A 21,817-nucleotide genomic window follows, 5' to 3' on the forward strand; every position below is an offset into this window, starting at 1 on the left:
CCTGCAATTTTGCGACCACATCCAAGTAATGGTGTGGACTAGAGCGCCTGGAGAGGCGGAGGGATGCCACAGCAGCGAGACGCACTCACAGAACTCGTGAAGGCGCATGTCGGCGCAGGCCGCCGCATGTCCACGCGGGAGTTCGCTGCCGTAGCTGTGGACCCGGAAAGCGGCTGGGCGCCGAGCAAGAGCCTTGTCGCAAAGATCATCGCGGGCCAGGGGTACGACGTCACCCCACAGCTCGTAACCGCCGTCTCCATCGGCCTCGGCCTGGACCGCGAAATCGTTGCCGCCGCCGCACACCTTCAGGTGATCGGATACACCGACGCGGAACTGTCTGGCGGCGCGCCGGCGCGGCTGATCCGCACCCTCGACGCCGAGGCGGGCGCGGACGAGAAGGCGCGCGCGGTCGCCGAGCGGTGGGAGCGAGAGGTCTAGCTTCACCCATTCGGGTGATTGGGTGTTTAGCCTGCGTGTATCTGGTGATCCGGTAGCTCGCTGTTGCCAGTGGTGTGCCCTGTGCATTCGGCCCTGTGCGTCATACAGTGATCAGGCCTCGCGCGTATCGAACGCACGCACGATTTCGGCTGCCCGAAATCAGCGGGCGGGAAAAGGGGGTCTGGTGACAGTAGTGCGGGTAGAACAGGCCGAACTCGATCGCGGTACCCCCCTGATGTACCGCGACCTCGGGACCGTCGTTCGGCTCGCCCACGACCCTCAGCAGATACACGAGACCGCGGCGCTCGCACTCCTGTGCATCCGGCTGCCGCGGCTCGTAGGGAACATGCAAGTGCAGCACGTGCGGCCCGCCCGGTAACCCCCCACCCGCGCCGCATGAATACGCCCCGGATACCGGTTCGCCGACACGAACCGGAGCCGGGGCGACTACTGGTCAGGCCAGCCGGTCAGCCGGTGACAGCCGGGCATGGGCCGACCGGGCCCGCTCGGCGCCAGCCGACGCCGCGTAACGCGACAGCATCTGACGCGACCGCCAACCGGTGATGCGCATCAAGTCGTCCTCATTGCCGCCGTTCACCTTCCACAGGTGGGCGAAGGTGTGCCGGAACTGGTGCGGGTGCAGCGGCTCGATCCCCGCCTCGGCGCACCGCCGCTTCAGCAGCTTGTTCACACCCGAGATCGTCAGCCGGTGCCCGTTGGCACGGTCGCCCCACCACAGCCACATGTCCTCTTCGAGCGGCTTCCCCTTGTGCTTCGCCGCGGCCCGGAGGTACCGGTCGAGGGCAGCCGCGCAGGTGCGGCCGAACGGCACCGACCGCCACTTGTCACCCTTGCCGAGGACGCGCAGCACCATCATGTCGAGGTCGAGGTCGCCGACCCGACGCTCAGTCAACTCGCTGAGCCGGACGCCCGTGTCGAGGAACAACATCAGGATCGCGGTGTCACGCCTGTCGATGTACGTCCGCCCCTTGCAGACCTTGAACAGCGCCGCAAGGTCTTCCTCGGGGATGACGGGCACCTCGGTCTCGGGCACGGCCGGCGGCTTCATTGTCCGCATGGGGGAGCGGTCGATCTCCTCCTCGTCCAGCAGCCAGTTGAAGAAGGTCTTCAGGGCGCGGAAGTGCTGGTGTGCGTTCGCCGGGCTGGTCCGCTGGATCGTGGCGGCGATGTACGCCTCGATGTGCTCGCGGTGTACCTCGTCGAGGTCGGTCGGCGCGGGTCGGCCGGTATTGCCGTCGTCGTCGGCGACGGGCCGGTACCCCTCTTCCGGGTCGAGGAGGAAGCGAGTGAACGATCTGACAGCGTTTCCGTAGATGCGGATGGTGTTGTCGCTCTTGTTCTGGGATTTCAGGGCGCGCAGCCAAGACGCAGCCATCGGCCCGATGTTGTAGCGCTCATCTGCCATCGCCCCACGATGCGCCCACGTTCGTGGACAGTCAAGGCGCTTGCCCCTGTAGCGGTGTGCATCGGGCCAGACATGAAAGAGATCAGCGTTTCCGCTGGTCAGATGGGCTTTGCGCCCCCGGCAGGACTCGAACCTGCGGCCAAGCGCTTAGAAGGCGCCTGCTCTATCCACTGAGCTACGGGGGCCGGGTGTGGTGGCCTCTGTCGTGGTGCCCGGGTGTGGGCTGATCCGTGACGTTGCCGGGGACAAGGATAGGGCTCCCGGATCCTTGACCCTGTTGCTTCGCCTCCGTGGCTCGATGTGGAGGTTCGGTGAAGCGGTCCTGATAATCGCAGGCAGGTACGAATCGTGCAGCGCTTTTGACGTCTCGCGCACCGGGTGTTGTGCACTCGTTATGCCTGCACTGCCTTCCTGTCCCAGTCGTCCCTTCCGTCCCTTGTGTCCTGTCGGCGCGCAGACATGCTCATATGCTTCAGAAATCCCATAAAATTGGGCATTCTTCGCATGTGGTGACCTTGGACGTACGGCCTCAGCTGCTCGACGCACTCTCCGCGCTGCGCGACCGCGTCGCCGCCGCACGCTTCCCGCTGCCCCTGGCGGGGGCCCCACGCGCGCGTGCCAACCGCGACGAACTGCTCGCCCAGCTCGACGACTACCTGGTGCCCCGGTTGAGACAGCCCGAAGCGCCGTTGCTCGCCGTCGTGGGGGGATCCACCGGGGCCGGGAAGTCGACACTCGTCAACTCGCTGGTGGGACGGCGGGTCAGCGAGGCGGGCGTGCTGCGGCCGACGACGCGGACGCCGGTGCTGGTCTGCCACCCGGAGGACCATCACTGGTTCAGCGGGATGCGGGTGCTGCCCGACCTCACGCGCGTGTGGGTGCCCCAGCAGGAGGCGAGCGACGACCTGCTGCTCCCCGGCGAGAACCCCGCGCGCGTGCTGCGCATCGAGACCGCCGAGAGCCTGCCGCCCGGCCTCGCCCTGCTCGACGCTCCCGACGTCGACTCCCTCGTCGCCGACAACCGGGTCCTCGCCGCCGAGCTGCTCTGCGCCGCCGACATCTGGGTCATGGTCACCACGGCCGCGCGGTACGCCGACGCCGTGCCCTGGCATCTGCTGCGCACCGCCAAGGAGTACCAGGTGACGCTGGTCACCGTGCTCGACCGGGTGCCGCACCAGGTGGTCTCCGAAGTCTCCCGGCAGTACGGCGCCCTGCTCACCAAGGCCGGCCTCGGCGACGTACCCCGGTTCACCGTGCCCGAACTGCCCGAGTCGGCCTGGGGCGGCGGACTGCTGCCCGCCAGCGCCGTCGCGCCGCTGCGCACCTGGCTCGTCCACCAGGCCCAGGACCCCGCCGCGCGGCAGCACGCCATGGCCCGCACCGCGTACGGCGTCCTCGATTCCCTGAAGTCCCGGATGCCCGAGCTGGCCAGCGCCGCCGCCGCCCAGTACGCCGCCGCCCTGCGGCTCACCTCCGCCGTCGACACCGCGTACGACAGCGAGCACGCGCGCGTGCGCAGCCGACTCCAGTCGGGGGCCGTGCTCGCCGGGAACGCCCTCAAGCGGTGGCGGGCCTTCCCGCTCGACTGCACCGCCGGGGAACTGCTGGACGCGCTCGTGGACAGCCTCGGCGACCTGCTGCTGTGCGCCGTGACGGCCGCCGACGAGCGCGTGGACGACGCCTGGCGGCGCGAACCCGCGGCGGGCGCCCCCGGGCTCGCCGACCCCGACGGCGGGCCGGACAGCGCCGAGCACCGGATCGGGATCGCCGTACGGCGCTGGCGGCGCGAGCTGGAGGAGTACGCGGAGGAGGAGGTGCGCGAGTTCGATCGCACCCCCGCGCCCGATCCCGAGCTGGTCGCCGCCCTGGTCGCCACCGCGCTGCTCGGCGGACGCCGGGCCCGCTCGGCGGGCGAGGGGCTGGCCGAGCGGATCGGCGCGCACGGGGCGTTGCGGCTGCGGGACCGGGGCGGGCGGCTGCTCGCCGAGTACCTGAACCGCGTGATCCACGCCGAGCGAGAGCGCCGTCTCGCCCCGCTCGACGCCCTCGACGTCCATCCCGAGCCGCAGGCCGAACTCATCGCCGCGCTGTCCGTACTGCAGAAGGAGAGGTGACCGGTGACCGCCGTCACGGACCAGGACCACACGGAGCACGCCGATCACGAAAGTCACTCCGGCCACAACGGTCACTCGGGTCACTCCGAGAGGCGCGCCCCGATGGAGGGGGAGGCGGGCGCGGTGGACTCGGCCGGCGCCGCGCAGACCGAGGGGGACTCGTCCCCGGAGCCCGGCGAGGGCCGGCGGGGAGGGGAGCGGGAAGACGAGGCACGCGCGCACGTGGAGGGCGAGGAGAAGGGGGCCTCCCGCGCGGGGGGCGACGTGAAGGGGGATGTCCGTGCGGGGGAGGACGGGGCGGCGGGTGACGCACGTGGTGGCGGCGCCCGTTGGAAACGTGACGCGCGTGGGAAAGACGACGCCCGTGGGAAAGACGACGCCCGTGGGAAAGAGGCCCGTGGGAAAGGCGACGCGCCCGGGAAGAGCGACGGCCGGGCCAAGACCGCGAAGAACGAGGGCGACCCCGCGCCTCGTACGGACCGTCCGGAGTCCGGGATCGCCTGGGACGACGGGCTGATCGCGCGGCGGGTCGCCGAGGGGGCCGCGACGGCGGAGCCGGGTGCCGTGGTCGCTGTGACCGCCGTGGCCGAGACCCGCGCCGGCGGGGCGCAGAACGTACCGCCCACGCCGGTGTTCGACGGGCCGCTGCGGTCGCGGCTGGACGCGCTGCGCGAGCTGGTGGGGCTCTCCCGGACCCGGCTGGACAGCCGGACGCTCGCCGAGGCGGGCCGCGTCCTCGACGAGGCCGCCGCGCGGCGTCGGCTGTCCGCACAGCACACCGTCGTCGCCATCGCGGGCGCCACGGGAAGCGGCAAGTCGCAGCTGTTCAACGCGCTCGCCGGAGTCACCATCTCGGAGACCGGCGTACGACGCCCCACCACGGCCGCGCCCATCGCGTGCAGCTGGAGCGACGGCGCGGCGGCCCTCATCGACCGGCTGGGCATCCCGCCCCGGCTGCGCCGCCGCCCCGCACAGCACGCGGACGTCGACGGGCAGCTGCGCGGCCTGGTCCTGGTGGACCTGCCCGACCTCGACTCGGCGGCCGTACGCCACCGCGAGCAGGCGGAAGGGGTGCTGGCCCTCGTCGACGCGGTGATCTGGGTCGTCGACCCGGAGAAGTACGCCGACGCGGTGCTGCACGAGCGCTATCTGCGGCCCATGGCCGGGCACGCCGAGATCATGTTCGTCGTCCTGAACCAGATCGACCGGCTGCCCGGCGAGGCCGCCGAGCAGGTCCTCGACGACCTGCGGCGGCTCCTCGACGAGGACGGCATCGCCCTCGGGGAGTACGGCGAGCCCGGCGCGACCGTGCTGGCGCTGTCCGCGCTCACCGGGGACGGCCTCGGTGAACTGCGCGAGGCGCTCGGCCAGTTCGTCGCCGAACGCGGCGCCCCCGCGCGGCGCATCTCCGCCGACCTGGACGCCGCCGCGTGGCGGCTGCGGCCCGTCTACGCCACCGGCCGGCGCGCCGGGCTCAGCGAGGCGGCCCGGGACGAGTTCTCCGCGCGGCTCGCCGACGCGGTCGGCGCCACCGCCGCCGGGGAGGCCGCCGAGCGGGCGTGGCTGCGCAACGCCAACCGCGCGTGCGGCACGCCGTGGCTGCGGCTGTGGCGGTGGTACCACGACCGGAGCGAACCACCCACGGGCCGTATCCCGGTCCGGACCCAGGCCGACGAGGAGGCCACCGCGCGGCAGCGGGTCGAACAGGCGGTACGGACGGTGGCCGAGCGCGCGGCGGCCGGGCTGCCCGCGCCCTGGGCGCAGGCGGTGCGGGAGGCGGCCGTACGCGGTGCGCAGGGCCTGCCCGAGGCGCTGGACGAGCTGGCGACGCGGGCCGGACTGCCCTCGGGGCGCCCGCCGCGGCCCGGCTGGTGGCCGGTGGCCGTGTTCGCACAGGCGTCCATGACGATCCTCCAGGTCATCGGCGGGCTGTGGCTCGTGGGACAGATCGTCGGAGTCATGTCGCCGAACCTCGGGGTGCCGGTGCTGCTGATGGTGGCCGGGATCGTCGGCGGGCCGCTGGTGGAGTGGAGCTGCCGGATGGCGGCGCGGGGGCCGGCCCGGCGGTACGGGATGGAGGCGGAACGGCGATTGCGGGAGGCGGCGGCCGCGTGCGGCCGGGCGCGGGTGCTCGATCCGGTGGCGGCGGAATTGCTGCGGTACCGGGAGGTTCGGGAGCAGTACGGGAGGGTGATCGGGGCGGGGGCGCCGTAAGGGGCGGCAGGCGGCGGCTTGGCGCTGTGGTGGCGCCTGTCGGGCGCTGTGGGGCATACCCCGTCACCCGTGTGGGTGGCGGGGTTTTCCACAGCTGTGGTGGTGGTCCACAGGGCGCGGCGGGCTCCGCGGAACGGAGGCAGTCTGAGGGCGCGGCGATCGCGACGGACGCGGTCGCCGGACCAGACGACGCCGCCGTACGGGAGGGCCCGTACGAGGGAGGGGCTGACGATGAACGAGACGATCATCTGCGCGGTGGGGAACGTGGCGACCCAGCCGGTCTTCCGGGAGACGCCGACGGGAGCGTCGGCGCGGTTCCGGCTGGCGGTGACCGCGCGCTATCTGGACCGGGAGAAGAACACGTGGACGGACGGCCACACCAACTTCTTCACGGTGTGGGCCAACCGCCAGCTCGCCACGAACGTGATGTCCTCGCTGAACCTGGGGGAGCCGGTGGTGGTGCAGGGCAGGCTGAAGGTGCGCACGGACGTGCGGGAGGGGCAGAGCCGCACCTGGGCGGACATCGACGCCGTGGCGATCGGGCATGATCTGGCACGAGGCACGGCGGCCTTCCGCCGCACGGGCCGCGCCGAGGCGACGACGGCAACGGCCGCGGGGGAGGCGTCGCCGGCCCGTCCGGAGCCCAACTGGGAGACACCGGCGGATGATTCACCCGGAACGGACTCACCTGCTGACCAACACCAGCCGGAGCCAGCACTGGTGACGTAATGTCAGGCAAAGTGCCGTCCTGACCCGAAGTGCGGGCTTATCGGCGAATGCGCTCCGAACGACCCGGTGGATTTGTCGATAAGCCCAGCTCATGCGCGTCCGCGCGATAACGATTACGAGTCGGATCACGGCTGTGACGGGATCACCGCGAAAGGCGGTGCGCGCGCCTCCCTAGGATGCCGGACATGGCTCCAGGGGCTTGACCACTCTGCTGGCGGGACCGCGCCCCCACGTCAACCGGTCCTGCTCGAAGGGGAATTCTGTGTTTGCTTCGTTCTCCGCACGGTCGGTGTGCGGGCGAGGGGCGGCCGGCATCGCCGCCGCGACGCTGGTGTCCGGACTCACCGTGGCCACCCTGACGGCCGGCGCCGGACGGGCCGCGGCCGACGACACGACGGACCGGGCCCAGGGCGGCGCGACCGCCACCATCGGCGGCCTGAAGACGTACGGCGCGGCCGTGGTGCACACCGACGCGGGGGACCAGGAGCTGTCGGCGGGCCTGTTCGAGATGTCCGTCGAGGGCGGTGGCACCCTGCAGACGTACTGCGTCGACATCCACAACCCCACGCAGAAGGACGCCAAGTACCACGAGACGCCCTGGAGCGGCACCTCGCTCGGCGCCAACGAGGACGCGGGCCGCATCCGCTGGATCCTGCAGAACTCCTACCCGCAGGTCAACGACTTGGCGGCGCTCGCGCGCAAGGCGGGCGTGAGCGGTGGCCTCACCGAGCAGGACGCCGCGGCGGGCACCCAGGTCGCGATCTGGCGCTACTCGGACGGCGTGGACGTCGAGGCGGTCGACCCGCAGGCCGAGAAGCTCGCGGACTACCTGGAGGACAGCGCCCGCGACACGGCGGAGCCCCAGGCCTCCCTGACCCTCGACCCGCCCGCGCTCTCCGGCCGCCCCGGCGCGCTGCTCGGCCCGGTCACGGTCCGCACCAACGCGGACAGCGTCCGGGTGACCCCGCCGACGGGTGCCGCCACCAACGGCGTACGGATCGTCGGCAAGGACGGCAAGCCGGTCACCGCCGCGCAGGACGGCACCCAGCTGTTCTTCGACGTGCCCACCGACGCGGCGGACGGCTCGACCGAACTGACCGTGCAGGCGTCCACCACCGTGCCGGTCGGCCGCGCCTTCGCCTCCGACAGCCGCAGCCAGACCCAGATCCTGGCCGGCTCCAGCGAGTCCACCGTCTCCGCGAGGGCCACCGCGACGTGGGCGGAGACCGGCGCCATACCGGCCCTCTCCGCGGCGGAGAACTGCGCCGAGGGCGGCGTCGACATCACCGCGGTGAACACGGGCGACGCGCCGTTCACCTTCGAGCTGATGGGCACGGAACACACCATCGCCGCGGGCGAGACCCGCACGGTGACGGTCCCCCTCCAGGAGGACCAGGCCTACGACTTCACGATCACCGGCCCCGCGGGCCTCGAACACCGCTTCACCGGCGTCCTCGACTGCCGCACCCAGGCCGCGGAGTCCCAGGACACCAGCATCTCCACCCAGACCCTCACCGAACCCACCCCCGCCACAGCCGGCGCCCCCACGGAAGACGTCAACCTCGCCGCAACCGGCAGCTCCGACGCCACCCCGCTGATCGGCGGCGTGGCCATCGGCCTGGTGGTGATCGGCGGGGCGGCACTGGTGCTGGTCCGCAAGCGGAAGCCGCAGGCCTGACGGGAGAGGCCCAAGGGCCTCATCCGCTACTGGTTGGACTGGGTCGGCACGCGTTGGCACGGCCGGTCATGGCGGTACAGGGTCGCGCCCGCGCCTGAAGGTGACATCTTGTCGATCTCGGTGAACGGCTCCCCGGGCAGGATCGGCTGATCGCAGCGGTTGCAGATCCTCACGACGGGCGCCCGTCCCGAGGGACCGCTGGGCAGCGGCTGTGCTGTGCTTCCCGGTACGCCCTGTACAGCCGGTCGGCGTCCTCGCACGCCAGGTTGGCGTTGACGCCGGTCACGTCGTCCGTGGTCATGCACGTCGGGCAGGTCAGACAGTGGCTCGACAGGTGCAGCAGCGCAGCCCGCTCCGGGTCGAGGACCGCGGGCTGCCCGCTGCTCAGATTCTCGTAGTGGTCGCAGAGGGCGTTCACAGAACGCGCCAGCCGCTGGGCGTAGGCGATCTGTGAGGGCAGGGTCCAGCCGGGCTTCACTCCGAGCCGGACGTGGGCCTCCATGACGGCGGCGTGCGCGCAGGCACGCGGCACGTCGTCCTCGGGAAACCGGCAGGCCAACTCCTCGACGACCGGGATGGCCAGCATGAGGTGACCGCGCAGTTGGAGTGTCAGTGTCTCCAGCTCACCTTCGGAGGGGAGTTCGGCGTCGTCCGCGAGCAGGCGGCGCGCCGCGGCACGCATCGTCTCCAGGTCGACAGGTGCCGTCTGCTGCGGCTGGGCGTTCATGCCGTAACCCCCACTCGATCGTCGAGCAGCGTGCACCAGCCTGCGGTTTGAAGTCGTGTCGGCATTGGGGCTCCTCGGTCGCCAGGCTCATTGGATGGATACAAGGGTGGCCCTACGGTGACCTCCCTCCGAGGACTTGAATAGGCCTCTTTGCGGCACCAAAAAGGACTTCTGTTGCGGCTCCAGGGTGACTACTGGCGAACAGCAGGGCTTTGTGATGACACTTGACGCAGCCCATGACGACGGAGGTGCAGCAGTGGCACGGCCTGCAGGCAACACCAAGCTGAAGTCCGCCCGCGTGGCGGCCGGTTACCACTCGCAGCAAGCTCTGGCCGACGCCTTGGGGGTGGGTGTCCGGCAGGTCCGCCGTTGGGAGTCCGATCAACCGCCCATGCCTCAACCCGAAGTCGCCCAGAACCTCACCCGGCTCCTCGGGCAGGATCTGGAAGCACTCGGTTTCGCGCCGCCCGCTGGAGCCCCGGCCCGGCATGTGCGGCCCTCGGCGCTTGAGGCACCATCCGGACCCGCGACGGTTCCTACTCGGGCAGGTGCCCTGCAGCCCGCGAGCGCCGCAGACGACTACGAGGCGGTCACCCGCTCGCACCGCCGGCTGTACTGGTCCGTCGCTCCGGCCACGCTGCACCCCACGACCATCGCCCACGCCACGCTGGGCTGCGCGCTGCTGGCTGAGACTGCCGGGCAGACCCGTCGGCGAGTGGCTGCGGCTCTTGCCGAGAGCTACCTGCTCGCGGGCCGTATCGAGTTCTTCGACATGCGCGAGGCCGACCGTGCGCAGCAGACCCTGCTGCGCGCGCTGCAGGCCGCGGGCGAGGCCGAGGACGCCCTGATGGGCAGTGCGGTGCTTGCGCACATGGCGTTCGTCCCCGGATGGGCGGGTGAGCGTGACGCCGCGTTGGAGCGGATGGTGGCCGCGCGAACCTACGCCCGTCGCGGCCTTCCCTCGGCCGAGATGCTCGCGTGGCTCGACGCCGTCGAGGCGGAGTGCGAGACCCGGTGCGGGAACACCCGTACGGCGCTGCATTTGATCCGACATGCCGAAGACGTCCTCGCCGACGGAAACGAGCACGACAGCCCGGAGTGGCTGGACTGGTTCGGTGCCGTTCGGCTCGCCGCCTTCAAAGGCAACACGGAACTGCGCGCGGGGCACCTGCCCCAGGCCCGAGCGACCCTCCTGGGCGCCCTGGAAGCCCTGGACGCCGAGGAGAAGCAGCGCACCGTCGTCCTCGGCGATCTTGCCGCGGTGGAGGCCGCCGCCGGCGACCCGGAAGCAGCATGCCGCTATGCGGTGCAGGCGCTCGACCAACTCGAGCGCACCTGGTACGCCACAGGCATGGACCGCGTCCGTGAGGTGCGGCGCGCGCTGGTACCGCACCAGCATGAGCGGTGCGTGCGCGAGCTGGACGACCGGCTGTACAGCTGGTCGACGACCGTCAGCGCCCTTGCTCGTTGAACCGGGCGATCAGCGGGGACAGCTCCAGGAGGCTCTCGACCCTGAAGGTCGGGAGCTTCTCGGCTTCCTCGGTCCGCCACTGGATCGTCGCCCAGGGGCCGCGATGCACCAGGGCGGTGTGCATCCCCGCAGCGACCGCGGGCCTGATGTCGTTGTCCACGCGATCACCGACGTAAAGCATCTCGTCCACCTGGGCCGGAACGACCTCGGCGACCCGGTGGAAGAACGCGGGGTCGGGCTTCGAGGCACCCCAGTCGTCGGACGTGCCGATGAGGTCCACGTCGTTGGAGAACAGCTCGCGGAGAATCTTCCCGGCGCGTACGGTCTGGTTCCCGGCGATCCCCAGCCACAGCCCGTCCGCCCGCAGAGCGGCGAGCGCGTCCCGCACGTCCGGGTACAGGTCACTCTCACCAAAGGTCTCGGGCCGGCCCGCCTCTGCCCGCCGCTCGCGTTCGGCATAGAGGTCGAAGCCGGGCCGGAACTCCTGGAACACCTCCCGGTAGTCCCGCCCTTGAGCGATGACGGCGCCGAACATCGCAGCGAAGGTATGACGAGGCACACCAAGCCAGTCAGCCCAGGTGCCGTACTCCGTGGTCTCGTCCACCAGGCACTCACCGACGTCGAAGATCACAGCGCGAATCATTGAGGCAGCGTATCCAGGTGCCTCTCTCTGAAGATGGGGTGCCTGATTCCGTCGGACAGTGGCGCTGTCTTCGGTACCGCTTGCCTCACACTCGGCGCGCTGGGCGTGCTCGGCGAGCTGCCGTCCGAGTCGTGAGCTAAAGGCCGCCGCGCTCGATCAGCGAGCCGTCGGGACCGAACGTGTACACCCGTGGCGGTCCCATGGCTTCCACGGCCCTTCGCAACTGCGCTTCTTGCTCTGCGGGGTCAGGGCCGTGCGGGTCCCGCACATGGAAGCCGTGCAGTCGGATGTTGTCCGCGTCGAGGTCCTCCGGCTCGGGACGGCCTTCCTGGATGAAGCCGCAGAGCGCTCGCAGTGCGTCTTCGCCCAATTCCAAGGGATGGAACGGCAGCGCGTACGGCTCTTCGTCCTCGTCCGGCCAGGGAATGACGTCGGCCGGGCGGCCTCCGGCCCAGTAGGGCAGCTCGAAGGGGAGCGGTTCGCCGATGTTCTCGATGATGCCGCTGTCCGGAGACAGGCTCAGGGACCGGACGAGACGCCCGTCCTCCCACACGGCGAACGCCAGCCAGTCGACGACGCTGTGCATGGCGTGCAGGACGAGGCGTCGGCCGGCGCTCGCCGCCACGAGGTGTTCCGGGAGCTGGGAGGGGGCATCGATCATCACGTTCTGATCGCCGATGAGCTCCACGCCCGGCCAGCTGGCTGCGTAAACCGTCCCCTTCGGCGGGTACACCCCGTCCCCGAGATTCGAGCCGTCGCACCCCTCGATCTCGGAGCCCGGATAGAGCCGCCGGATCATGGTTGCGGTCCGGTCGAGGTCCGCCGCCCCCACTCGGCGCAGCATGACCGGCACGTCACCATCGGCGTACACCAGTAGTCCCGTCTTGGCTCCCAAAGCCCCTCCCCGAAGCGTCACCCGTGATGGCGGACGCACCATAGCGGCAGGCACTGACAACGAAGGCGACTCGTTTCGCCTGCCCAGGCGGGCCGTCTCTCGGTCGAGCGAGGGCGCCCGAGTCTGATCAAGGACGACCCACAGTGACCGTCGAGCCGTAGCCGCATCAGCGAAACCCCAGGTCAGCGCCCCCCGTCCATACGGGTTTCCCCCAGGGGGTAGCCGTCAGGCAAGATGGGGTGTATCTGCCCACTGCCAGATTTCAAGCTGCCGGACGGTTTCTCTTGGCTGAGTTCATTTACACCATGCGCAAGGCGCGCAAGGCGCACGGCGACAAGGTGATCCTCGACGACGTCACCCTGAACTTCCTCCCCGGGGCGAAGATCGGCGTCGTCGGCCCGAACGGTGCCGGTAAGTCGACCGTGCTGAAGATCATGGCGGGGCTGGAGCAGCCGTCCAACGGTGACGCCTTCCTCACGCCCGGCTACAGCGTCGGCATCCTGCTCCAGGAGCCCCCGCTGAACGAGGAGAAGACCGTCCTGGAGAACGTCCAGGAGGGTGTCGCCGAGATCAAGGGCAAGCTCGACCGGTTCAACGAGATCGCCGAGCTGATGGCGACCGACTACTCCGACGCGCTGCTCGACGAGATGGGCAAGCTCCAGGAGGAGCTGGACCACGCCAACGCGTGGGACCTCGACGCTCAGCTGGAGCAGGCCATGGACGCGCTGGGCTGCCCGCCCGGCGACTGGCCCGTCACCAACCTCTCCGGTGGTGAGAAGCGCCGCGTCGCGCTGTGCAAGCTGCTGCTGGAGCAGCCCGACCTGCTGCTCCTCGACGAGCCCACCAACCACCTCGACGCCGAGTCGGTGAACTGGCTGGAGCAGCACCTGGCCAAGTACCCGGGCACCGTCGTCGCGATCACCCACGACCGGTACTTCCTGGACAACGTCGCCGAGTGGATCCTCGAGCTCGACCGCGGCCGCGCGTACCCGTACCAGGGCAACTACTCCACGTACCTGGAGACCAAGTCCGCCCGTCTGAAGGTCGAGGGCCAGAAGGACGCCAAGCGGCAGAAGCGGCTCAAGGAAGAGCTCGAGTGGGTGCGGTCGAACGCCAAGGGGCGGCAGGCCAAGTCCAAGGCGCGTCTGGCTCGCTACGAGGAGATGGCCGCCGAGGCGGAGAAGATGCGGAAGCTGGACTTCGAGGAGATCCAGATCCCGCCGGGCCCGCGTCTGGGCAACGTCGTCGTCGAGGTCAACAACCTCAGCAAGGCCTTCGGCGAGAAGGTCCTGGTCGACGACCTGTCGTTCACGCTGCCGCGCAACGGCATCGTCGGCGTCATCGGCCCGAACGGCGCCGGCAAGACCACGCTCTTCAAGATGATCCAGGGCCTCGAGACCCCGGACTCCGGCGACATCAAGGTCGGCGAGACCGTCAAGATCTCGTACGTCGACCAGAGCCGTGAGAACATCGACCCGAAGAAGACGCTGTGGGAGGTCGTCTCCGACGGGCTCGACTACATCAACGTCGGCCAGGTCGAGATGCCGTCCCGCGCGTACGTGTCCGCGTTCGGGTTCAAGGGGCCGGACCAGCAGAAGCCGGCGGGCGTGCTCTCCGGTGGTGAGCGCAACCGGCTGAACCTCGCGCTCACCCTGAAGCAGGGCGGCAACCTGCTGCTCCTCGACGAGCCGACCAACGACCTCGACGTCGAGACCCTCAGCAGCCTCGAGAACGCGCTGCTCGAGTTCCCCGGCTGCGCCGTCGTCGTCTCCCACGACCGGTGGTTCCTGGACCGCGTCGCCACCCACATCCTCGCCTACGAGGGTGAGTCCAAGTGGTTCTGGTTCGAGGGCAACTTCGAGTCGTACGAGAAGAACAAGATCGAGCGGCTGGGTCCGGACGCCGCGCGTCCGCACCGGGCCACCTACAAGAAGCTGACCCGGGGCTGATCGATCTTGCGGCACATCTACCGCTGCCCGCTGCGCTGGGCGGACATGGACGCGTACGGCCACGTCAACAACGTGGTGTTCCTGCGCTACCTGGAGGAAGCCCGTATCGACTTCCTCTTCCGCCCGGAGAAGGACTTCAAGCAGGGGTCCGTGGTGGCTCGCCATGAGATCGACTACAAGAGGCAGCTCGTCCACCGGCACGAGCCCGTGGACATCGAGCTGTGGGTCACCGAGATCCGGGCCGCCTCCTTCACCCTCGCCTACGAGGTGAAGGACGGCGACCTGGTCTACGTCCGGGCGAAGACCGTCATCGTGCCGTTCGACTTCGAGGCGCAGCGGCCCCGTCGGATCACCGACGAGGAGCGCGCGTTCCTCAAGGAGTACATGGACGACGCCTCCGAGCGGGGGGCCGGCGCGGCATGACGGTGCTGCACCTCGCCGACGAGAGGGAGGCGGCGGACCTCGCGGCCTTCCTCTCCCGGCTGCTCCACTACGACCGTGGAGCCGCGGTACGCCTCCAGGCGGCGGGCACCGCGCTCGCCGTCTTCGGACGGCCGCCGTCCTTCGAGGTGCTGGCGATCCGCGCCGTACGGCTCGGCAAGCCGTACGAGAACGGGCTCGACGTCACCCTGGACGTCACCGTGTCCGCGGGCGAACTGCTGGAGTCCGTGGACGAGAAGGCCGCCACGGCCGCCGTGCCCGGCGCGGTGACCGGGCCGCCGTGGGCCGGAGTGCTGCCGCCGCGCGGCGGCTGGCAGGCGGAGTCCGGACTGCCGGCGACGGACGCGCTGCGCGCGATGGTCGCCGCCGGGGTCGCCGAATTCCGCTCCCGCAGCCAGGAGTTGGCGCCCGAGGCGCGCACCCGGGCCGAGCTGGACCGCATCGGCCGGGAGATCTGGTCCCGGACCGTCGGAACCACCGGCCTGCCCGTGCGGGCGGTGCACGCCGCCCAGTCGCTGGGCTTCCTGCGGCCCGTCCCCGGCGCCGGGGAGCCGGCGCTGCTCTCGTCCGGGGCCTGGCTGCGGCTGCGGACGCCGTACGGGTCGATCGCCGTACGGCGGTCACGGCCGGAGGGGCTGGGACTGCTGGGCGTCAGCGTGCGCCCAGCGTGACCCCTGAGCCCAGGTGGCCCCCTGAGGTGGCTCAGCCCGCTGTGTTCACCATCGACGCCGCCGCGTACGTCAGGTAGTTCCACAGCGTGTGCTCGTGCTCCTCGGACAGGCCGAGTTCCTCCACGGCGACCCGCATGTGCTTCAGCCAGGCGTCGTGCGCCGCGCGGTCGACCGTGAACGGGGCGTGGCGCATCCGCAGCCGCGGGTGGCCGCGGTTCTCGCTGTACGTGGTCGGACCGCCCCAGTACTGGATCAGGAAGAGCGTCAGCCGCTCCTCCGCGGGGCCCAGGTCCTCCTCGGGATACATCGGCCGCAGGATCGGGTCCTCGGCGACTCCCTCGTAGAAACGGTGGACGAGCCGACGGAAGGTCTCCTCCCCGCCGACCTGCTCGTAGAAGGTCTGCTCCTGAAGCGTGCCACGCCGAATCTCATTCACGCCCTCCATGCTCTCAGACGCGGCGACCGAGGACGGAAGGCTTAGGACCGCCCGCACCCTCGCCACCTGGCGTGCTCGCCTCTCGCTGTGATGCGCAGCACAGTGGACGTATGGGTGCGCACGCTCTCGACAAGGACCTGGAAGCACTCGCCGTCTCGGCGCGGGCCGCGCTGGTGCGGGAGATCGAGGCGAGCGGCGCCTGGACCGCGGACCCGGTGTGGCGGGACGTGTTCGCGGCGGTGCCCCGGCATCTGTTCGTCCCCTACTACTACGTCGGCGTCCTCGGCGGATACGAACGCCGCTGGGGCGAACACCCCGACCCGCAGGCGCGGGAACGCTGGATGAAGGGCGCGTACGCCGACGAACCGCTGGCCACCCGGCTGCGCGACGGCCAGCTGCTGTCCTCCAGCAGCCAGCCCTCCCTCATGGCGCTGATGCTGGCCGCGCTCGGCGTCGAGGACGGCGACCGGGTGCTGGAGATCGGCGCCGGCAGCGGCTACAACGCGGCCCTGCTCGCGCACCGGCTCGGCGACGACGATCTCGTCACCACCATCGACCTGGAGCCGGAGATCACCGAGTCCGCCCGGCGCCATCTGGACACCGCCGGATACCACCCCGTGGTCGTCACCGGGGACGGCGCGCGCGGGGTGCCGGAGCGGGCGCCCTTCGACCGGATCATCGCGACCTGCGCGCTGCCGTCGATCCCGCGCGCCTGGCTCGACCAGTGCCGTCCCGGCGGCCGGATCCTCACCCCGCTCGCCACCGGCCTGGTGCTGCTGACGGTCGGCGAGGGCGGGCAGGCCGAGGGGCGGTTCCTGGACTCCCCGGCCTACTTCGTGCCGCTGCGCGGCGGCGGACCGAGCGACGCGGAACCGGCCGGACTGGGCGCGGTGCCGCGCCGCGGCCGGGAGGACGACCTGTTCCGGTTCCTGTTCGCGCTGACCCGGGGCAGCCTCGACCCGCAGGAGGCGTACGCGCTGTGGGAGCGCGAGGGCCGGCCGCGCCGCGACCGCTACGGCATCACCGTCACCGGCGACGGCGAGTGGGCGTGGCTGGACGACCCGGAGGGGCCGTACGCCTGGCCCCTTCCGGGGTGAGCCGTCCCGCCCGGGCGTCGGCCGGGTCCAGCCGCGTCAGCCGCGGCGGATCGTGATCGTCGTCCAGGCGCCCACGTGCACCCGGTCGCCGTCCTGGAGCGGCACCGGCACGAACGGCTGGATCGGCTCCTCGGCGCCGTTGACCGTGGTGCCGTTGGTCGAGTTCTGGTCGACGATCGCCCAGCTGCCGTCCGGCTGCTGCACCAGCACCGCGTGCTGGTGCGAGACGCCCGGGTCCTCCGGCGGCACCGACAGGTCGATGTCCGGGGTGTCACCGGTGGAGTGGCGGCGACGGCCGATGGTGACCTGGTTGCCGGTGAGGGTGCGCCGCTGCTCCGGTGAGTACGCGGGCAGGTTCAGGCCCGCGGCCTCGGGGCCGGAGCGCTGCATCATCGCCATGAAGTACTCGCGGTCCGGACCGATCGTCGCCGTCCAGGTCACCGGGCCCTGCGGGGCGGGCGGTGCGGGCGGGGGCGGGGCCTGGGTCGCGCCGGGGTGGGGGTAGCCGTAGCCGCCGCCGGGCTGGGCGGGAGCACCCGGTCCGCCGGGGCCGCCGTGCCCGCCGTGGCTCTGGGGACCGCCGGGTGCGCCGGGGCCGCCGTGGCTCTGGGGACCGCCGGGTGCGCCGTGGCCGCCGTGGCCGCCCGGGCCGTTCGGCTGGGCGCCGGGGTCGGGCGTGGACGGCGGGGAGATCACCCAGTCGTCACCGCCGCCGAAGGACTGGCCGCCGGGGCCACCGGGCGCACCCGGGCCGCCGGGGCCCGGCTGGTGGAATGCCTGCGGGGCGCCGCCCGCCGCGCCGGGACCACCCGGGCCACCGGGACCGCCGGGACCGCCGGACGGGCCGGGCGGCGGCGGGACCGGACGCGAGGGGTCCGCGCCGAAGCCGGGCGGCGGACCGCCCTGGCCGGGCACGGGGGAGGGGCCGCCGGGACGCTCACCGAAGGGGCCGCCGGGCTGACCGGGGCCGCCCGGAGCGCCGGGCCCGCCGGGACCACCGGGTCCGGAAGGGGCGCCGTGCGCGCCCGGTCCGCCGGGGGCGGGGAATCCACCGGGCCCACCCGGGCCGCCGGGGCCGCCGGGACCACCCGGTCCACCGGGCCTGGGCGGCATGCCGGGGCCGCCCGGACCGCCGGGGCCGCCCGCGGGACCGCCCTGCTCACCGCCGAAGCCCGGGCCGCCCGGAGGGATCGGCTCCGCGGGGCGGTTCACCTGGGACGGACGGGAGCCCTGGTACTCGTACTGGTCCGTGCCGCCGTACGACGGCGGACCGGGGGGCCGCTGGAAACGCGGGTCCGGGCCCGGACCCTGGCCGGGGCCGGGCGCCGGCGGGCGCGGGGCGGACGGCGCGGCCGGGGTGTACGAGGTCGCGGTGTTGGTCAGGAAGTTCCACCGGCACTCCTCGCAGAACGGCGCGCCGCCCTCGCGGGGCGTGCGGCACTGCGGGCAGAGCTCCGGCTGGGGGCTCGGCGCGGTGGCCGGGCGGCCGGTCGCGCCGGGCGCGGGCGGCGGGAAGCCGTATCCGCCACCACCCGGAGGCGGCGGGGGCGGGGGCGGGGGTACGGCTCCGGCCATGCGGTGACCGCAGACCTCGCACCAGTCGTCGGAACCCGACTGGTGTCCGTTCGGGCAGGTCGGCATGTCGGCGCTTCCCCCTCTCCTTTTCCGGCCGCTCTGACCGGATTTCTCCAACCCCGAGGGGTCAGGCTCGTTCCTGTTTACGTCACTTCTTTACACGAACAGTCTTGGTGGACCGAGTCTCGAGCGTCATCTCGTCGGCCTCCGCGACCTTCGCCTTCAGTCGCACAGTACCTGTCGCGGCATCGACCACGTCCACCACCTTCGCAAGGAGTTTCGCGGTATCCGCGTTTCCGGAGGCGCCGGCGAGCTGAACGGCGCGGCCCAGTTTGGCCGTTGCTCCGTCGATGTCTCCGGATTTGCGCAGATCGAGCCCTTCCTGGATGACCTGGGCGAGTTCGGCCTGGCCGGTGTAGTGGGCGACCTGGGGGTTGATCGACGTCGAGGCGGCCATGTCGTCGGTCCAGACGGCCCGTACGAGACCCTGGGCGCCGAGGTTCTGCGCGCCGCCGTCGGGTTGCGGGATCACCAGGGAGGCCCGGGCCGCCAGCATCTCCTGGCCGATGTTCGCGGGGGGAACCGCCACACAGATGTGGTAGTCACGCGACTCGTCCCCCCAGGAACCGGTGGGGTAGTCCCCGGCGCGCGGGCCGGCCTCGGTGCGGCGGTCGGTCAAGTCCTCGACCGTCGGCGCCACTTGCTTGACGAACCTGATGGTGGTGCCGACCGGCGTCCACAGCCGCAGCGCGACGTCCGCGACCTCCTTGCCCATCGCCGTCTCCATCATCCGCGTGAAGTCGGCGGCGAGACCGGCCGGATCGGCGACGATGTCGGCGCTGCCGAGCAGCGCGGAGGCGATCCCTGTGACTTCTTTCACTTCCCAGTCGGTACCGACGCCGCGGGCGTCACAGGTGAACCGTCCGGCGCAGGCGTCCAGGGCGGACTTCAGGTCCTGCGGCGACTCGTGTTCGTTGCGGCCGTCGGTGAGCAGGATGCCGTGGCGGATGGCCACGTCCGCGGAGGACAGCAGCCGGTCGGCGAGGCGCAGCCAGGTGCCTATGGCGGTGCCGCCGCCCGCGCTCAGCTTGCGCAGGGCCTGCTTGGCCTGTTCACGGGTGGTGGGGCTCGCGGTCGCGAGCCGCCCGCCGCCCGGGTAGACCTCCTTGGCCACATGGGTGCCGCCGACCACCGCGAAGTGCACTCCGTCGCGCAGGGTGTCGATCGCGGCGGCGGTCGCGTCCCGGGCGTTGCGCATCTTGGCCGGCGGGTAGTCCATCGAGCCCGAGCAGTCGACCATGATCGCCACGGCCGCGGACGGGCCCTGGCCGGGCGCGTACAGGTGGGGTGCGGTGACGGCGCCGCCGATGGTGCCGCCGCCGGTCGCGGTCACCGTGACGATCGCGTTGACCTCCCGGCCGCCCTCCGGGAGGTACTCGTTCTGGTACACGTCGACCGAGAACTGCGGCACGTTGGACTTCGACAATTTGGCCATGCGTACTCGAATCCCCCTTGGTACCCCGCCGGAGCGGGGTCACGGCTCTGGCCGGACCGGTCCCCTCCGGTCCGTCGAGGCGTCCCCGTCGCGCGCGGCTTCCCCGTCCCGCTCGACGCCTCAGGCGGATCCTGCCCCCTGCGGCGGGGCCGGGAACGGCAGGACGGCCACTGTTACGTTGTCGTGGCCCCCGCCGTCGAGCGCGTGACCGACCAGGACGCGGGCGCTGTGCAGCGGGCGGGCGGCGGCGTCGAGGGGGAGGACGCCGGCCATGTCCTCGGCGGCCTCCGCGTAGTTCCACAGGCCGTCCGTGCAGACGATCACGACGCCGGGGCGGTCCGGCTTGAACGCGGCGGTGTGCGGCTCCAGTTCGTAGGCGTCCGCGCCGAGCCAGCCGGTGATCGCGTGGGCGCGCTCGTCGGCGTACGCCTCGGCCTCGTTCATCAGGCCCGCGGCGACCATCTGCGCGGCCCAGGAGTCGTCCTCGGTGAGGCGGGCCGCGGGCGCGGTGCGGTCCAGGGGGACCCAGTAGGCGCGGCTGTCGCCGACCCAGCCGACCACCAGCAGACCGTTGGTGACCACCGCGCCGACCAGGGTGCACGCCGGGGCGTTCTGGTGCGGGGCCTGCTCGCGGGCCGTGGCGGGCTCGTGGGCCAGGGCGTTGACCGCGTGGGAGGCGGCGACGATCGCCTCGTGCATGGCCTGCTGCGGGTGGGTGCCGTGCGGCAGCGCGGCGAGCAGCGCGGCGCTCGCCGCGCGGGACGCGGCGAGCGAGGCGTCGTCCGGGCGGGTCGCCGAGGACACGCCGTCGCAGACGATCGCCACGGCGGCGGGGGAGCCGTCGGGCAGCGCGGTGGTGCCGATCGCGAAGGCGTCCTCGTTGCGGTGGTGGCGCAGACCGCGGTCGCTGACGGCGGCGACCGGGCCGTTCTCCTCCTCCATGTGGTCGCGTTCGCGGGGCTGGGCGTGACCGCAGTTCTCGCAGTAGCCGTCGTCGTCGACCCGGCCGGCGCGGCAGGCGACGCACAGCTTGGCGGGGTCGGCGGAGGGTACGGCGGCGGCGCGTTCGGACACGCGCGGGTCCGGGGCCTGGAGGGGGTACTCGTCGGGCTCGCCGGGCGAGGTGGGTGCGGCGGGTACGGCCGACTCGGCTGAGGTGGCGGGCTCGGCCGGCTCGTCGGGCTGGGCCGAGGCGCGATGGTCGAAGCGGATGCCGAGGGTCGGGTCCTCGCCGTGGGGAACGGCCGTCGCAGGGGCGGCGGGGGCGGCGGGGGCGGCGGGGGCCTGGGCGTCGGGGGCGTGCACGCCCGCGGTGCCGGGGGTGTCCGACGGGGTGACGGCCCAGTCGGCGGGCGTGGCCTGGTACGGGACGGCGCCGGTCACCGGGGGTGCCGGAGGTGCCGGGGCGTGCGCCGGGGGCGCGGGGGGCACCGGGGCCTGGGCCGGCGGCGCGGGAGGCGCAGGGGGCGTCGCCGTGTTCCCGTAAGGCGTCGGGCTGTTGACGGCAGGCGCGGGGACCCCGGGCACGCCGGGGGCGCCCGGGGCGCCGGTGGAGGCGTTGGGGGCGGGTGCGGGGCCGTATCCGGTGGGCGGCGGGGAGCCCGTGCCCGCCGGCGGGGCGTACCCGGAGGGGAGCGGGGCCTCCGCGAGGCCCGGGGGAGCGGGCGGGGCCGGGGGCGGGCCGGCCTGCGGGCGCGGCGGTACGGCCGACAGGTCGTATCCGCAGGCACCGCAGAAACGGTCCCCCTGTTCCAGCGGTTCCGCGCAGCTCGGGCACTGCGTCAGGGCGGCCTGCCGGGGCGGCATCTGCGACATCAA

The 21,817-nt window shown here is 72.1% G+C and carries 18 protein-coding genes and 1 tRNA gene; 10 read left to right on the forward strand and 9 right to left on the reverse strand.

Annotation, left to right across the window (positions count from 1 at the left end; translation table 11 throughout):
* Positions 1 to 63: 63 nt before the first annotated feature.
* Positions 64 to 438 (forward strand): hypothetical protein, encoded by a 375-nt coding sequence (locus ACIG0D_RS01910; protein WP_399795651.1) that lies wholly within the window; start codon positions 64 to 66, stop codon positions 436 to 438.
* A 454-nt stretch (positions 439 to 892) separates the two neighbouring features.
* Here ACIG0D_RS01910 and ACIG0D_RS01915 read toward each other — a convergent pair whose 3' ends face one another.
* On the reverse strand, positions 893 to 1,864 hold the full coding sequence (locus ACIG0D_RS01915; protein ID WP_399795652.1) for a tyrosine-type recombinase/integrase: 972 nt from the start codon (positions 1,862 to 1,864) through the stop codon (positions 893 to 895).
* A 112-nt stretch (positions 1,865 to 1,976) separates the two neighbouring features.
* Positions 1,977 to 2,049, reverse strand: a tRNA-Arg gene (locus ACIG0D_RS01920).
* A 321-nt stretch (positions 2,050 to 2,370) separates the two neighbouring features.
* On the opposite strand from ACIG0D_RS01920, the gene ACIG0D_RS01925 reads away from it, so the two are divergent.
* The 4 genes from ACIG0D_RS01925 to ACIG0D_RS01940 all read left to right on the forward strand — a co-directional run bounded on the left by ACIG0D_RS01925 (position 2,371) and on the right by ACIG0D_RS01940 (position 8,599).
* Positions 2,371 to 3,978, forward strand: a complete 1,608-nt coding sequence (locus tag ACIG0D_RS01925; RefSeq protein ID WP_399795653.1) for a dynamin family protein — start codon at positions 2,371 to 2,373, stop codon at positions 3,976 to 3,978.
* Between the two features lie 3 nt (positions 3,979 to 3,981).
* A complete protein-coding gene (locus ACIG0D_RS01930) occupies positions 3,982 to 6,192 on the forward strand; it encodes a GTPase (RefSeq protein ID WP_399795654.1) in 2,211 nt (736 codons plus the stop codon).
* A 231-nt stretch (positions 6,193 to 6,423) separates the two neighbouring features.
* A complete protein-coding gene (locus ACIG0D_RS01935) occupies positions 6,424 to 6,921 on the forward strand; it encodes a single-stranded DNA-binding protein (RefSeq protein WP_399795655.1) in 498 nt (165 codons plus the stop codon).
* A gap of 262 nt (positions 6,922 to 7,183) precedes the next feature.
* Positions 7,184 to 8,599 (forward strand): Cys-Gln thioester bond-forming surface protein, encoded by a 1,416-nt coding sequence (locus tag ACIG0D_RS01940; protein WP_399795656.1) that lies wholly within the window; start codon positions 7,184 to 7,186, stop codon positions 8,597 to 8,599.
* A 169-nt stretch (positions 8,600 to 8,768) separates the two neighbouring features.
* Here the strand turns inward: ACIG0D_RS01940 and ACIG0D_RS01945 are convergent, their stop codons facing one another.
* Positions 8,769 to 9,326, reverse strand: coding sequence for a DUF6415 family natural product biosynthesis protein (locus ACIG0D_RS01945; RefSeq protein ID WP_399795658.1), 558 nt, complete (start codon positions 9,324 to 9,326; stop codon positions 8,769 to 8,771).
* Between the two features lie 256 nt (positions 9,327 to 9,582).
* On the opposite strand from ACIG0D_RS01945, the gene ACIG0D_RS01950 reads away from it, so the two are divergent.
* Positions 9,583 to 10,797: a helix-turn-helix domain-containing protein gene (locus ACIG0D_RS01950; protein ID WP_399795659.1), complete on the forward strand. Its 1,215-nt coding sequence runs from the start codon at positions 9,583 to 9,585 to the stop codon at positions 10,795 to 10,797.
* Here the strand turns inward: ACIG0D_RS01950 and ACIG0D_RS01955 are convergent.
* Both ACIG0D_RS01955 and ACIG0D_RS01960 read right to left on the reverse strand, forming a co-directional pair.
* Positions 10,778 to 11,440: an HAD family hydrolase gene (locus tag ACIG0D_RS01955; protein ID WP_399795660.1), complete on the reverse strand. Its 663-nt coding sequence runs from the start codon at positions 11,438 to 11,440 to the stop codon at positions 10,778 to 10,780. The genes ACIG0D_RS01950 and ACIG0D_RS01955 overlap by 20 nt on opposite strands.
* 136 nt (positions 11,441 to 11,576) lie before the next feature.
* A complete protein-coding gene (locus ACIG0D_RS01960) occupies positions 11,577 to 12,335 on the reverse strand; it encodes a DUF6928 family protein (RefSeq protein WP_399795661.1) in 759 nt (252 codons plus the stop codon).
* A 284-nt stretch (positions 12,336 to 12,619) separates the two neighbouring features.
* On the opposite strand from ACIG0D_RS01960, the gene ettA reads away from it, so the two are divergent.
* Genes ettA through ACIG0D_RS01975 form a run of 3 tightly spaced genes read left to right on the forward strand, consistent with a single transcriptional unit; the run spans position 12,620 to position 15,396 of the window.
* Entirely contained in the window at positions 12,620 to 14,284 is a 1,665-nt protein-coding gene (gene ettA, locus ACIG0D_RS01965) for an energy-dependent translational throttle protein EttA (RefSeq protein ID WP_365757484.1), read from the forward strand.
* Between the two features lie 6 nt (positions 14,285 to 14,290).
* Entirely contained in the window at positions 14,291 to 14,707 is a 417-nt protein-coding gene (locus ACIG0D_RS01970) for an acyl-CoA thioesterase (protein WP_399795662.1), read from the forward strand.
* Positions 14,704 to 15,396: a hypothetical protein gene (locus ACIG0D_RS01975; protein WP_399795663.1), complete on the forward strand. Its 693-nt coding sequence runs from the start codon at positions 14,704 to 14,706 to the stop codon at positions 15,394 to 15,396. The genes ACIG0D_RS01970 and ACIG0D_RS01975 overlap by 4 nt, the downstream gene beginning before the upstream one ends.
* 31 nt (positions 15,397 to 15,427) lie before the next feature.
* Here ACIG0D_RS01975 and ACIG0D_RS01980 read toward each other — a convergent pair whose 3' ends face one another.
* A complete protein-coding gene (locus tag ACIG0D_RS01980; protein ID WP_399795664.1) occupies positions 15,428 to 15,841 on the reverse strand; it encodes a globin in 414 nt (137 codons plus the stop codon).
* Positions 15,842 to 15,942: 101 nt separating this feature from the next.
* Here ACIG0D_RS01980 and ACIG0D_RS01985 point away from each other — a divergent pair, with 101 nt between their 5' ends.
* Positions 15,943 to 16,929, forward strand: a complete 987-nt coding sequence (locus ACIG0D_RS01985; RefSeq protein WP_399795665.1) for a methyltransferase domain-containing protein — start codon at positions 15,943 to 15,945, stop codon at positions 16,927 to 16,929.
* A 36-nt stretch (positions 16,930 to 16,965) separates the two neighbouring features.
* Here ACIG0D_RS01985 and ACIG0D_RS01990 read toward each other — a convergent pair whose 3' ends face one another.
* The 3 genes from ACIG0D_RS01990 to ACIG0D_RS02000 form a co-directional block, all read right to left on the reverse strand.
* A complete protein-coding gene (locus ACIG0D_RS01990) occupies positions 16,966 to 18,570 on the reverse strand; it encodes an FHA domain-containing protein (RefSeq protein ID WP_399795666.1) in 1,605 nt (534 codons plus the stop codon).
* 82 nt (positions 18,571 to 18,652) lie between these two features.
* Positions 18,653 to 19,999: a VWA domain-containing protein gene (locus tag ACIG0D_RS01995; RefSeq protein ID WP_399795667.1), complete on the reverse strand. Its 1,347-nt coding sequence runs from the start codon at positions 19,997 to 19,999 to the stop codon at positions 18,653 to 18,655.
* A 120-nt stretch (positions 20,000 to 20,119) separates the two neighbouring features.
* Positions 20,120 to 21,814, reverse strand: coding sequence for a protein phosphatase 2C domain-containing protein (locus ACIG0D_RS02000; protein ID WP_399795668.1), 1,695 nt, complete (start codon positions 21,812 to 21,814; stop codon positions 20,120 to 20,122).
* Positions 21,815 to 21,817: the final 3 nt, after the last annotated feature.

The sequence above is a fragment of the Streptomyces sp. NPDC052773 genome (genome assembly GCF_044547145.1).
Lineage (GTDB): Bacteria > Actinomycetota > Actinomycetes > Streptomycetales > Streptomycetaceae > Streptomyces.